The following is a 13,196-nucleotide window of genomic DNA, read 5'->3' as shown; positions in this document are numbered from 1 at the left end:
CCGGCCGCGCCGGCTTCGGTCCTCGTGGCCACGAGGACCGAACGCACCCAGTCGCCACCGGCCTGCCCCCGCACCGTCCCCGTGAGGACCGAACGTCCGACTCCTGTCCATCTGGCCAGGTCGCGGGCCGCCGTGGAGGCGTTCGGTCCTCGTCCACACGAGGACCGAACGCGGCCACCCGGCTGCCGCCGGCTGGGTCCTCGTCGCCACGAGGACCGAACACCACCCAGCCACCCGCAGCACCTGCCCGACGTCTAGTCCTGCTCGGCCTCCAGCCACCGGCGGTACTCCTCGCGGCGCGCGGCCTCGGCCCGCTCCTGGCGGCGACGGCCGCCCAGGACAGCGACGAGCAGACCGGCCGAGCCGGCCACCACCCACGGCAGGGGCAGCAGCCAGCGCAGGTCGCCGCCGTGGACGAGGTCGGCCTGGACCAGGGCCCACACCGCCGCCAGCCCGGCGAGGACCAGCCCCATGACCAGGTGCGCGACGTGGACGGGGTGCCGGCCGCCGGTGCTCGCGGGAGCCGGGTCGTCCGGGGACGTGGTCTCCCAGGGGTACCCGGTGATGTTCTCGTGGGCGTCCTTGTGGGCGTCCTCGTGGCTGTGGTCGGTGGTGCTCATCGGGTCGTCACCTCGATCCGGCCCAGGCCGACGCTCGCGTCGATCGTCAGCAGCGGGGCCTCGGTGGTGGGCAGGGAGGCCGCCGGGGAACGGTTGCCGACGAGGTCGCCGGTGCCGTCGCCCTGCGGGTCGTAGACGCGGCGGGTGACCGCGCCGTCGGTGGAGACGCCGTCGTAGTGGTAGCCGAGGAGGTCCAGGTTGCCGGCCCCCTCGACCGAGCCGGTCACGTCGACCGCCAGGCCGTCGGGGACGACCACCACGAGCTCGCCGACGTCGACGGAGAGGTCCAGGGTCCGACCGTCCAGGGCGTCGACCTGGGTGGGGGAGAGGTCGCCCAGGTCGATCTCCAGCCGGCCGATGCCGCGGGTGTAGTCGTTGCCGAGCGCCGCTGCCGTGGTGGGGGCGACGAGCTCGCGCGGGGCGTCGACGTGCTCGCCGGCCGTGCTCACGGCGGTGGCCAGGGCCAGCACGAGACCCAGGGCGATCACCCCGCCAGGGCGGCCCCAGACGGAGCCGACGAGCAGGACCACGGCCGTCACCGCCAGACCGAGGGCCGGGTAGGCGGAGGCGGGCACGTCGACGCCCGCGACGTCCACCATCCCCAGGACGCCCCAGGCGAGCAGCAGCAGAGCGAGGGTGGGCCCGAAGAGCAGCGGGCCGCGCTTGCGGGGGTCGGGGCGGGGCACCGGCGGGGGAGCCAGCGGGGCGAGGGGTGCGGACGGCGCCGGCCCTGCCTGGGTGAGCGGCGGCGGGACCGGGGCCGACGTCGACCACGCGGTGCCGGCCTCTGCTGCCGGGGCAGCGCCCGCTGCTGCGGCCGGGGTCTGGTAGCTCGGGGTCTGGTAGGTCGGCGGCACGGGCTCCCAGGAGCCGCGGGGACGACCGGCGGGGTCCTGCTTGCGCGTCACCAGCCACACGACCACCGCGGCCACCACCAGGAGGCCCCACGGGATGTTGAACACCCCGAAGCTGGAGTCGACGAGGTCGGCCACCAGGGCCAGAGCCGCGACCAGGCCGGCGAGGGCGAGGGCCAGCGCCCTGCTGCGGTCGTCGAGCCGGAGCGTGGCCGGCCGGCCGTCGTCGGTGGGGACGAGCAGCCAGGCGGCCACGTACAGGAGGAGGCCGCTGCCGCCGAAGAACGCCAGGACCGCGAAGGCGACCCGCAGGAGGGTGGGGTCGACGTCCAGGTGACGGGCCAGGCCGCCGGCGACGCCGGCGATGGTCTTGTCGGTGGTCGAGCGGCGGAGCCGGCGCAGGTCGCGGGCCTCGGCCGCGGTGACGCGGGGGCCGCTCTCGCTGCTGCCGCCGTGGGCGCTGCCGGGGTGGGCGCTCCCGGGCTGGGGGCCGCCGGGCTGGGGCTCGTTCGGGTGCTCGGCCCCGGCGTCGTCGCCGGTGCCGTCGGTGCGGGTGGTGTCCATGGCTCCAGCCTGGTGCGGGGCCGGCGCCGGCACCATCAGGGACGTCCCTGGTCCTGCGCGCCTGGACCCCGGGATCGGGCCCGGGACGTCTCCTGGGGGTCGGGGATGACCCTGAGGAGCGGCGACAGGGACCGGGGGCGTCACGGGTCCCGCCCGGCGTCCCGCAGTGGGAGCATGAGGCTGTCATGACCAGCACCGAGCCACGTCCCCCCGCGACCGCGGCCCCCGGCGTCCCGCCCCGCGCCCAGGCCCCCGGGCCCCGGCGCGCCTACCGGGACACCTCGGCCCCGGTGCTCGGCGGCGTCGCGGGCGGCCTGGCCGAGCACCTCGGCGTCGGGGTGCTCGCCGTGCGCGTGGCCTTCCTCGTGACCGCGGTGCTCGGCGGCCTCGGCGTGATGCTCTACGCGGCCCTGTGGATCTTCCTGCCGCCCGCGCGTGAGCAGGTGCTCTCGCCCGGCCTGGCCAGCCACGAGCGGGGCGGGCGACGACAGGCCGGCGGACGCCGCCTGCAGGACGTCGGGCCGCTGGTCGCCCTGGCCGCGCTCGGCGTGGGGGTGCTGCTCCTGCTGGAGTCGGTGCTCGGCCGGGCGGCCGTGTTCTGGCCGCTGGCCGTGGCGGTCGTCGGCGTCGCGCTGCTGTGGCGGCAGGCGGACGAGGCCCAGCGCGCTCGCTGGCTCGACCCCCGCTCCGGGCTCGACCCGGTGCGGATGGTCTTCGGCACCGGCGGCTGGGCCGCGTACGCACGGGTGGCGGCGGGGCTGGCGCTCGTCCTGGCCGCGCTTCTCTGGTTCGTCCTGGGTGACGGGTCCCTGGCCGGCGTCGGGGACCTGGCCCTGGCCGTGGGCCTGGGCTTCGCCGGGATCGCCGTCGTGCTCGGCCCCTGGACCTACCGGCTGGCCACCGACCTCGGTGCCGAGCGCGAGGAGCGGGTGCGCAGCCAGGAGCGGGCCGACATGGCCGCGCACCTGCACGACTCGGTGCTCCAGACGCTGGCCCTCATCCAGCGCTCCGCCGACGACCCCGCGGCCGTCGCCCGGCTCGCGCGGGCCCAGGAGCGCGACCTGCGGGCGTGGCTGTACGCCGACGAGGTGGCGGGGGCCGAGACGCTCGCCGGGGCCCTGCGGGCGCTCGCGGCCGACACCGAGGAGCGGTTCCCGGTGACGGTGGAGGTCGTGGCCGTCGGCGACGCGCCGTTCTCCGAGGCGCTGCGGCCACTGGTCGCGGCCGCGGGGGAGGCGGTGGTCAACGCCGCCAAGCACGCGGACGTCGACCGGGTCGACGTGTACGCGGAGGTCGGCGCGCGGGAGGCCGAGGTGAACGTCCGCGACCGCGGGGTCGGGTTCGACCCGGACCGGGTGGCCGAGGACCGGCTGGGGCTGCGGCGCTCGATCCACGAGCGGATGACGAGGCACGGCGGGCGGGCCGTCGTCCGCACCGCGCCCGGGGAGGGCACCGAGGTCCGGCTGCACCTGCCCCTTCCCCAGCCCGCCGAGCGGGACGACGACCGAGGAGGAGCACGATGAGCAGCGGTAGCGGCAGCGGTGGCAGCGGGGCCGGCGGGGCCGGCGGGGCCGGCGGGGCCGGCGGGGCCGTCAGGGTGGTCGTGGTCGACGACCACGCGATGTTCCGGGCGGGGGTCCGCGCCGAGCTGGGCTCGGCCGGCGCCGGCCGGGTCGAGGTGGTGGCCGAGGCCGCCGACGTGGACGAGGCGGTGGCCGCCGTCGAGGCGCAGCAGCCGGACGTCGTCCTGCTCGACGTGCACCTGCCCGGGGGCGGCGGGGCCGAGGTGATGCGCCGCGCGCGGACGGAGGCCCGGTTCCTGGCGCTGTCGGTCTCGGACGCGGCGGAGGACGTGATCGGGACGATCCGGGGCGGGGCCCGCGGGTACGTCACCAAGACGATCACGGGGGCCGAGCTGGTGGACGCGATCCGCCGGGTCAGCGACGGTGACGCGGTGTTCTCCCCGCGCCTGGCCGGCTTCGTGCTGGACGCGTTCGCGGGCACCTTCGAGGTGGCCCAGATCGACTCCGACCTCGACCGGCTCACCGAGCGCGAGCGGGAGGTCATGCGGCTGATCGCGCGGGGGTACGCGTACAAGGAGGTCGCCGCCGAGCTGTTCATCTCCGTCAAGACCGTGGAGACCCACATGTCGAGCGTGCTGCGCAAGCTGCAGCTCTCCTCGCGCCACGAGCTGACCCGGTGGGCGAGCGACCGGCGGCTGCTCTGATTCGTGCGCGTGCGCGGTGGCGGCTGGTGGCCGCTGGCCGCTGGTGGTGGATGCGGGGTGACGCTGGACCGCTGGGCCGGCGGCGTCCGGCCGGCGCCCGTGACCCCGGAGGGGGTCCGATGGGCCTGACGGTGTCGCCCCCACCTACGCTGACGGGCATGGAGATCCTGCGGCACGCCCTGCTCGTCGTTCACATCCTCGGCTTCGCCGCGCTCTTCGGCGGTCTGTTCGTGCAGCTGCGCGAGCCCACCAAGGTCGTCAACCCCGCGATGCGCGACGGCATCGGCACGGCCTTCGTGGCCGGCCTGGCCCTGGTCGGCGTCCTGGAGGCCACCGACCCCGACCACGTCAACCACGCCAAGATCGGCGTGAAGCTGCTCGTGGCCCTCGTGATCCTCGTCCTCGTGATGATGAACGTGCGCAAGCCGTCCATCTCGCAGGGCCTGTGGGGCGCCATCCTCGGCCTCACGCTGCTCAACATCTGCGTCGCCGTCTTCTGGTGAGCTGACCCCGCCACACCCGCTCGGCTGCCACCGGTGCTCGGTGCGCCTGCGGGTGGCTGCGCCTGCGCGCTGCACCTGCGCTTGCGGGCGGCTCGGTAGCGTTCGGTCCTCGTGGCCACGAGGACCGAACCCGGTGGGCGGGCTGACCCCAGTTCGCTGACCTGCGCCGATGCGGGTCTGGGCTGCTGGGTCCGGCGTTCGGTCCTTCTGGGTGCGGTTCCTGCGAGGAGCGGTGCCACCCCGGTCGGGTGTCTGCGGACGGCGGGGCTGCGGGCGGCTGGTGAGCGTTCGGTCCTCGTGGCCACGAGGACCGAACACAACGGTCGGCCAGGCACCAGGTCGCTGACCTGCGCCGATGCATGGGACGGGTCGGCGTGTCGGGCGTTGGGTCCTGCTGGCCACGGCCCCTGTGGAGAACGAGCGCGTGGCAGGTGCGATCTCCGCCAGCCTGAGGGCATGTCGACCGAGCCCTCCCCGCCGTCCTACGGACCCCTTCCTCCGGTGCCGCTGACGCCCGCCGCGGCCCTGACCCGCGCCGGGGGCGTGGCCACGAGGGCCGAGCTGGTCGCGCTGTGCGGACGGCAGAGGTTCGAGCGGGCCGTCGTCGACGGGGACCTGGTGCGGCTGGTCCGCGACCGGTACGTCGCCCGCGAGCTGTGCCTCGCGACGTCGCGCGCCGTGGAGCTGGGCGGACTGGTCTCGCACCGCAGCGCCGCGCTGCTGCACGGCTGGAAGGTGCTGACGGAGCCGGAGCTCCCCGACGTCCTGCTGCCCAAGGGGAGGACGCCGAGCGAGGAGCAGCGCGGCCGGGTGAGCCTGCACCGCACCGACCTGCGCCCCGGGCAGGCGGCCCGCTGGATCACCACCCCGGAGCGCACGCTGCTCGACTGCCTGCGTCTGCGGCCGTTCGGTGAGGCGCTCGCCGTGGCGGACTCGGCGCTCCGGGCGGGCGTGCGACCCGGTCGGCTGAGGCTGTGGGCAGCCACGCTCCGCGGGCCGTGGAGCGCCCACGCCCGGGTGGTCGCCGACCACGCCAGCCCACTGGCGGCCAACCCGTTCGAGTCGGCTCTGCGGGCGCTGTGCCTGCAGGTGCCGGGGCTGTCGGTGCGGCCGCAGGTCAGGATCATGGACGGGGACGTTCGGATCGGTCGGGTCGACCTGGCCGACGTCCGGCTGAGGATGGTCCTCGAGGCGGACTCGTTCAGTTGGCACGGCGACCGGGCGGCACTCGACCGTGACGCGGTGCGCTACAACGCCCTCGTGGCCGCCGGCTGGCTGCCCCTGCGGTTCAGCTGGGAGAGCGTCGTCATCCGCCCGGAGCAGGCGCTCGCCCAGATCGCCGGCGCCGTCGCGAGGCGGACGGAGGAGCTCGGCGTCCGGCACTCGGCAGCCTGAGGGATCTACTGCCTGCTGCCACCGCCGCGCCTCTGCTCGTGCCGCGCCCGGTCGTGCCCGGCCGCGCACCCTCGCCGCGCTCGGTCCGCGAGGGCTCAGGTGTCTGTCGCGCTAGCTGCCCCGCCCTCCCGGCCGCGCCGGCTTCGGTCCTCGTGGCTACGAGGACCGAACGCACGCGGCCGCCACGGGCCGACCCTCGCACCGTCCCCATGAGGACCCAACGCCCGCCCACCTCGCATCTGTCCAGGTCGCTGGCCGCAGTGGAGGCGTTCGGTCCTCGTGCACACGAGGACCGAACGCAGGCACCCGGCTGCCGCCGGCTCGGTCCTCGTCGCCACGAGGACCGAACACCACCCAGCCACCCGCAGCACCTGTGGAGACGACTCGGCCTGCGTCGGCGCCCCGCCGTAGGCTGGCTGCAGCATGAGCGACACGAACACCAGCACCGACCTGGGCGGCGTCCTGCCCGGTCTCGCGCACCTGACCCCGGAGCCGGCTCGCACGGAGCGGCGCGGCCCCACCCGCGAGCAGCTGCTCGCGGGGCTCAACGAGCCGCAGGCGGCCGCGGTCGTGCACGAGGGGGCGCCGCTGCTGGTCGTGGCGGGTGCGGGCTCGGGCAAGACGCGTGTGCTGACCCGACGCATCGCCTGGCTCATCAGCGAGCGGAAGGCCCACCCGGGCTCGATCCTCGCGATCACGTTCACCAACAAGGCCGCGGCCGAGATGAAGGAGCGCGTCGAGGAGCTGGTGGGCAAGCGGGCCCGGATCATGTGGGTCTCCACCTTCCACTCCGCCTGCGTACGCATCCTGCGCAAGGAGGTCGAGCGAACCGGGCTGAAGTCGAACTTCTCCATCTACGACGCCCAGGACCAGAAGCGCCTCATGACGCTCGTCTGCTCCGACCTGGACCTCGACCCCAAGAAGTTCCAGCCCAACGCCCTGCTCAACTGGGTCAGCGACCACAAGAACGAGCTCAAGGACGCCGAGACGGCCACCGCGGAGGCGAGCAACAAGCTCGAGGAGACCTACGCGGCGGCCTACACGCTCTACCAGCGCCGCCTGCGCGAGGCGAACGCCCTCGACTTCGACGACCTCATCATGACGACGGTGCACCTCCTCCAGGAGAACCCCGAGGTGCGCGAGACCTACCGGCGCCGGTTCCGGCACGTGCTCGTCGACGAGTACCAGGACACCAACCACGCGCAGTACGCGCTGGTCCACCAGCTCTGCGCGGACGCCCGGGAGGACACGCTGGCGGGCGGGGACGCCGGGGTGGACGCCGGGTCCGAGCGGGTGCCGCCCGCCGAGCTCATGGTGGTGGGTGACGCCGACCAGTCGATCTACGCCTTCCGCGGGGCGAACATCCGCAACATCCTGGACTTCGAGCAGGACTTCCCGAACGCGACCTCGATCCTGCTGGAGCAGAACTACCGCTCGACGCAGACGATCCTCACCGCCGCCAACGCGGTCATCGGTCACAACAAGGGCCGCAAGGAGAAGCGCCTGTGGTCCGACGCGGGCGCGGGGGAGAAGATCGTCGGCTACGTGGCCGACGACGAGCACGACGAGGCGCGCTTCGTCTCCTCCGAGATCGACAGCCTCACGGACGCCGGGGGCCGACCGGGCGACGTCGCTGTCTTCTACCGCACGAACGCGCAGTCCCGGGTGTTCGAGGAGGTGTTCATCCGCACCGGCCAGCCGTACAAGGTCGTGGGCGGCGTGCGCTTCTACGAGCGCCGGGAGGTGCGCGACGCGCTGGCGTACCTGCGGGTGCTGGCGAACCCGGAGGACCAGGTCTCGCTGCGCCGCATCCTCAACACCCCCAAGCGCGGGATCGGCGACCGGGCCGTGGCCTGCGTCAACGCCTACGCCGAGCGGGAGCGGATCACCTTCTGGGCGGCGCTCCAGCAGGCCGAGAACGCGCCGGGCCTGGCGACCCGCTCCCTCTCGTGCATCCGCACCTTCACCGACCTGCTGCTGGAGCTCGGCCAGATGGTCGCGGCCGGGGAGCGCGCGGACGTCGTCCTCGAGACGACCCTGGATCGCTCCGGCTACCTCGCGTGGCTCGAGGAGTCCGACGACCCGCAGGACGCCACCCGGGTGGAGAACCTGGCCGAGCTCGTCGCGGTGGCCCGGGAGTTCTCCGACGACCCGCAGGCCGGCCCGTCGGCCGACCCCGCGGACGTCGACGCCGGCACGGTCGCCCCCGGCCTCGGCGACTTCCTCGAGCGCGTCGCCCTCGTGGCCGACGCCGACCAGATCCCCGACGACGAGGAGAACGGGGACGGCGTCGTCACGCTCATGACGCTGCACACCGCCAAGGGCCTGGAGTTCCCGGTCGTCTTCCTCACCGGCATGGAGGACGGGGTCTTCCCGCACTCGCGGGCGCTCGGCGACCAGCCGGAGCTCGAGGAGGAGCGGCGCCTGGCCTACGTGGGCATCACCCGCGCGCGGCAGCGGCTCTTCCTCTCCCGCGCCATGGTGCGCTCCGCCTGGGGCGCCCCCTCCCACAACCCCGCCTCCCGGTTCCTCGACGAGCTCCCCGTCGACCTCGTCGACTGGCGGCGCACCGAGGCCGCCCAGGCCAGCTGGTCGCGCCCGGACCTGTCCGGCTCGTGGGGCGGCGGCCAGGGCTACGGCTCGCGCCAGGGCGGGTACCAGGGCGGCTCCGGGGAGCGCAGCGGCTCCTTCGGCTCCCCGACGGCGGCCGGGCGACGCAACTTCTCGGCCGCCGCGGCCCGCGCCGACGCCGCGTCCAAGTCGCGCGCGTCGAAGGTCGTCCCGAACCTGGACCCGGGCGACCGGGTCACCCACGACTCCTTCGGCCTGGGCACCGTCGTCTCGGTGGAGGGCCAGGCGGAGAAGACCGTGGCGTCCATCGACTTCGGCACCAACGGCGTGAAGCGGCTGCTGCTGCGCTACGCCCCCGTGCAGAAGCTCTGAGGCAGCAGCCCCGAGTCACAAGCACCGCGGCCGAAGTCCTGACTCAACAGCCCTGGGGCCGGCCGCACCGCGGCAGGGCGCGGGGCCGGGAAAGTTCCGCGCCACGGTGTCGACCGTGGCGCGGGCGGGTCACGGGTTCAGGCCGTGGTTGACGAGCCAGGCGTACGGGTCGACCGGGTCGCCGCCGCCGGGGCGGACCTCGAGGTGGAGGTGCGGTCCGGTCACGTTGCCGGTGGCGCCCACGAGGCCGATGGTCTCGCCCGCGGTGACGGTGTCGCCGACGCTGACGTACTGGGCGCTCTGGTGGCAGTACCAGAGCTCCGTGCCGTCCTCGAGCGTGACGACGGTCTTGTAGCCGTAGCTGCCGTCGTAGCCGGCGAAGGTCACGGTGCCGGCGGCGACGGCGTGGATCGCGGTGCCGGTCGGGGCGGCGAAGTCGAGGCCGGTGTGGACCGTCGACCACAGGCTGCTCGTCTCGCCGAAGCGGGCGGTGAGCGTGTAGCTGTCGACGGGGATGACGTAGGCGTCCGCGAGGTCCTTCGAGCGCTTGCTCGCCTGGTCGTCGATCGTCTCCAGGGCCGCGTTCCGCTTGGCGGCCGCCTTGGTCACCGCGGCGGCGTCCTGGTCGTTCTCGCTGCTCGTGCTGGAGGAGTCGGTGTCCGTGCTCGAGACCCGGTCGGTGCTGCGGGAGACGACCTGGCGGTTCTCGCCGACCACCGTGGCGGTGTTGCCGGACAGGGCGCTGATCGAGTCGGTCGTGCTCGCGACGGTGACGGCCTCGTGCTGGGAGGTCCAGGCGACGCCGCCGACGGTGACCGCGAGCGTCGCCAGGCCGGCGACGAGCGGGGCCGAGGGCAGGCGCAGCCGGTTCGTCCGAGCGCTGCGACGGGTCGCGGCGCGGCGACGGCCGGGCTCGGCGGCCAGCAGCGGCAGCACCTCGGTGTCCTCCGAGGCGAAGGACGTCGACTGGTCGCGCGGCTCGAGCTCGGCGAGCACCGCGCGGATCACGCCGGTGTCGACGGTCGCGGGGCTGCTGGGGGCCGTGGTGGAGACGATGACGTCGTCGTGCAGCGGCGCGGCGGTGACCTCGAGCGTCCCCTCGACCAGCGCCGTGAGCTCCTGGGTCGTCGGGGTGGCGAGCTCGCTCACCAGCAGCGGCGCCACGGTCGGCATCGGCTCGGAGGCGAGCGCGGGGGCCGGGGAAGGCGCCGGCTCCGCGGCGCGCCGGCGACCGACGTACTGCGTGGTGGCGACCGGCGCGGACACGGGGGTCACGGCGGGGCTCGCAGCGGCGGCCTCGGCCGGGACGGCGCGGCGACGGCCCACGTAGGCCGACGGGGCCGCGGGGGCGACCGGCGCGGCTGCGGCAGTCGCGGCGGGCGCGGCCTCGACCGGGGCGGCGGCACGCCGGCGTCCGACGTAGGGAGCAGGGGTCGCAACCACCTCGGGCGTCGCGGCTCCGCTGCTGCCGGAGCCTTCCGCTCGGTGCTGACCCATCTGCTACGTGCTCCCCGTTGGTGGTGCGGTCGGCTGTCGATGCTGACCCGGGGAGCGGTGGCTCCCGGTGGGTCCTGCCGCCGGTCTCGACCAGCGGCCTCGGTGACCATAACGGATCAACCCCGGGGAACCTGCACCGTGGGGACAAGTCTTTACCCGCTCCACACGGGTTCCATGCGCATTTCTTCACATGGCCCTCGCGGCATCCCCAGGAGACGGGAAGTACCGCGTGACCTGAGTCACGTAGGTGGGAGCGGCCTCGTCCCTGCGTGTCGCCCCGGACTATGGTGCGCCGCAGACGACTTCGCCCGTCCCTGGCCCGGTCTCGCCCCTTTCGGGTCGCCCCGCCAGGACTCGGGTCGCGACGTCAACGACGACGACGGCGTCAGCCATCAAGGTGCTGAGCGCCACGACGAGAAACTGGTGGATCAGTGGATCTGATGGAGTACCAGGCGAAGGAGCTCTTCGCCAAGCACGGTGTTGCGACGACCCTCGGCACGGTCGTCGAGACCGCGGAGGCCGCCAAGGCCGCCGCCGAGGCGATCGGTGGCGTGACCGTCATCAAGGCTCAGGTCAAGGCCGGCGGCCGTGGCAAGGCCGGTGGCGTGAAGCTGGCGAAGACGGCCGACGAGGCCTTCGAGCACGCCTCCAACATCCTGGGCATGGAGATCAAGGGCCTGACGGTCAACCGCGTCCTGGTCACCCCGGCGACCCCGCCGCAGGAGGAGTACTACTTCTCCTTCCTGCTGGACCGTGCGAACCGCCAGTACCTGTGCATCGCCTCGGTCGAGGGCGGCGTGGAGATCGAGGAGGTCGCCAAGACCAACCCCGACGCCGTCAAGCAGATCGCGGTGGACCCGGGCGCCGGTGTCGACGAGGCCAAGGCGCGCGAGATCGCCACCGAGGCCAAGTTCCCCGAGCCCGTCTTCGAGCAGGCCGTGGAGATGATCCAGGCGCTGTACAAGACCTTCGTCGAGGAGGACGCCACCCTCGTCGAGGTCAACCCGCTCGCGCGTCTCGAGGGCGACAAGCTCGAGGCCCTCGACGGCAAGGTCTCGCTGGACGACAACGCCTCCGAGGTGCGTCACCCGCACCACGAGGAGTTCGTCATCCGCGAGGAGGCCGACCCGCTCGAGGCGAAGGCCAAGGACCTCGGCCTCAACTACGTCAAGCTCGACGGCCAGGTCGGCATCATCGGCAACGGCGCGGGCCTCGTGATGAGCACCCTGGACGTCGTCGCCTACGCCGGCGAGAACCACGGTGGGGTCAAGCCCGCCAACTTCCTCGACATCGGTGGCGGCGCGAACGCCCAGGTGATGGCGAACGGTCTGGACGTCATCCTCAACGACCCCCAGGTCAAGAGCGTGTTCGTGAACGTCTTCGGCGGCATCACCGCCTGCGACGAGGTCGCCAACGGCATCAAGGGTGCCCTGGAGATCCTCGGCGACGCGGCGACCAAGCCCCTCGTCGTCCGCCTCGACGGCAACAACGTCGAGAAGGGTCGCGAGATCCTGGCCGAGCTCGCCCACCCGCTGGTCACCGTCGTCGGCACCATGGACGGTGCCGCCGACAAGGCCGCCGAGCTGGCGAACGCCTGAGCCCTGAGACGAGCGAGAAGAGAGATCTAGAACCATGTCGATCTACCTGAACAAGGACTCCAAGATCATCGTCCAGGGCATCACCGGTGGGATGGGCTCCAAGCACACCACCCTGATGCTCCAGGCCGGCTCCAACATCGTGGGCGGCGTGAACGCCCGCAAGGCCGGCACCACCGTCGAGCTCAACGGCACCGAGCAGCCCGTGTTCGGCACCGTCGCCGAGGCCATGAAGGAGACGGGCGCCGACGTGTCCGTCGTCTTCGTGCCGCCGGCCTTCACCAAGGCCGCCTGCATCGAGGCCATCGACGCCGGCATCGGCCTGCTCGTCGTCATCACCGAGGGCGTCCCGGTGCAGGACACCGCCGAGGTCTGGAGCTACCTCCAGTCCGAGGCGAACCACGCCGGCACCCGGATGATCGGCCCGAACTGCCCCGGCATCATCACGCCGGAGGAGTCGCTGGCCGGCATCACCCCGCACACCATCGCCGGCAAGGGCCCGATCGGCCTCGTGTCGAAGTCGGGCACCCTGACGTACCAGATGATGTACGAGCTGAAGGACTTCGGCTTCTCCACCGCCATCGGCATCGGCGGCGACCCGATCATCGGCACCACGCACATCGACGCGCTCGCCGCGTTCGAGGCCGACCCGGAGACCAAGGCCATCGTGATGATCGGTGAGATCGGTGGCGACGCCGAGGAGCGCGCCGCCGCGTTCATCAAGGACAACGTCACCAAGCCGGTCGTCGGCTACGTCGCGGGCTTCACCGCCCCCGAGGGCAAGACGATGGGCCACGCCGGCGCGATCGTGTCCGGCTCCGCCGGCACCGCCCAGGCGAAGAAGGAGGCCCTCGAGGCCGTCGGCGTGAAGGTCGGCAAGACGCCGTCCGAGACCGCCGAGCTCATGCGCGAGGTGATGAAGGCTCTCTGAGCCCTCACCCCGATCCCGGGGCGACCCGGGTCGACGCTCGTCGCAGCACCCACCGCACCCCCCGGAG

At 73.6% G+C, this 13,196-nt stretch carries 10 protein-coding genes; 7 read left to right on the top strand and 3 right to left on the bottom strand.

What is annotated here, in order from left to right; all coding sequences use genetic code 11:
- Positions 1 to 254: 254 nt before the first annotated feature.
- Positions 255 to 620 carry a hypothetical protein gene (locus tag E8D37_RS06000; RefSeq protein ID WP_136568830.1) on the bottom strand — a complete coding sequence of 122 codons (366 nt, stop codon included), beginning with the start codon at positions 618 to 620 and terminating at the stop codon, positions 255 to 257.
- Positions 617 to 2,038, bottom strand: a complete 1,422-nt coding sequence (locus E8D37_RS05995; protein ID WP_136568829.1) for a PspC domain-containing protein — start codon at positions 2,036 to 2,038, stop codon at positions 617 to 619. Before E8D37_RS05995 ends, E8D37_RS06000 begins: the two co-directional genes overlap by 4 nt.
- A gap of 185 nt (positions 2,039 to 2,223) precedes the next feature.
- On the opposite strand from E8D37_RS05995, the gene E8D37_RS05990 reads away from it, so the two are divergent.
- The 5 genes from E8D37_RS05990 to pcrA all read left to right on the top strand — a co-directional run bounded on the left by E8D37_RS05990 (position 2,224) and on the right by pcrA (position 9,106).
- Complete coding sequence (locus E8D37_RS05990; protein WP_136568828.1) at positions 2,224 to 3,561, top strand: ATP-binding protein; 1,338 nt, start codon at positions 2,224 to 2,226, stop codon at positions 3,559 to 3,561.
- 98 nt (positions 3,562 to 3,659) lie between these two features.
- On the top strand, positions 3,660 to 4,265 hold the full coding sequence (locus E8D37_RS05985; RefSeq protein WP_240770247.1) for a response regulator transcription factor: 606 nt from the start codon (positions 3,660 to 3,662) through the stop codon (positions 4,263 to 4,265).
- Between the two features lie 158 nt (positions 4,266 to 4,423).
- Positions 4,424 to 4,768, top strand: a complete 345-nt coding sequence (locus E8D37_RS05980) for a hypothetical protein (protein WP_136568826.1) — start codon at positions 4,424 to 4,426, stop codon at positions 4,766 to 4,768.
- A 456-nt stretch (positions 4,769 to 5,224) separates the two neighbouring features.
- A complete protein-coding gene (locus E8D37_RS05975) occupies positions 5,225 to 6,163 on the top strand; it encodes a DUF559 domain-containing protein (protein ID WP_136568825.1) in 939 nt (312 codons plus the stop codon).
- Positions 6,164 to 6,586: 423 nt separating this feature from the next.
- Positions 6,587 to 9,106 (top strand): DNA helicase PcrA, encoded by a 2,520-nt coding sequence (pcrA, locus tag E8D37_RS05970; protein WP_136568824.1) that lies wholly within the window; start codon positions 6,587 to 6,589, stop codon positions 9,104 to 9,106.
- Between the two features lie 129 nt (positions 9,107 to 9,235).
- Here pcrA and E8D37_RS05965 read toward each other — a convergent pair whose 3' ends face one another.
- Positions 9,236 to 10,603 (bottom strand): M23 family metallopeptidase, encoded by a 1,368-nt coding sequence (locus E8D37_RS05965; RefSeq protein WP_206055589.1) that lies wholly within the window; start codon positions 10,601 to 10,603, stop codon positions 9,236 to 9,238.
- A gap of 431 nt (positions 10,604 to 11,034) precedes the next feature.
- On the opposite strand from E8D37_RS05965, the gene sucC reads away from it, so the two are divergent.
- Both sucC and sucD read left to right on the top strand, forming a co-directional pair.
- Complete coding sequence (sucC, locus tag E8D37_RS05960) at positions 11,035 to 12,201, top strand: ADP-forming succinate--CoA ligase subunit beta (RefSeq protein ID WP_136568823.1); 1,167 nt, start codon at positions 11,035 to 11,037, stop codon at positions 12,199 to 12,201.
- 34 nt (positions 12,202 to 12,235) lie between these two features.
- Positions 12,236 to 13,129, top strand: a complete 894-nt coding sequence (gene sucD / locus E8D37_RS05955; protein ID WP_136568822.1) for a succinate--CoA ligase subunit alpha — start codon at positions 12,236 to 12,238, stop codon at positions 13,127 to 13,129.
- The last annotated feature ends 67 nt before the right edge of the window (positions 13,130 to 13,196 follow it).

The sequence above is a fragment of the Nocardioides sp. GY 10127 genome (assembly GCF_004919085.1).
Classification (GTDB): Bacteria; Actinomycetota; Actinomycetes; order Propionibacteriales; family Nocardioidaceae; genus Nocardioides.
This window is presented reverse-complemented; position numbering and strand designations above follow the sequence as displayed.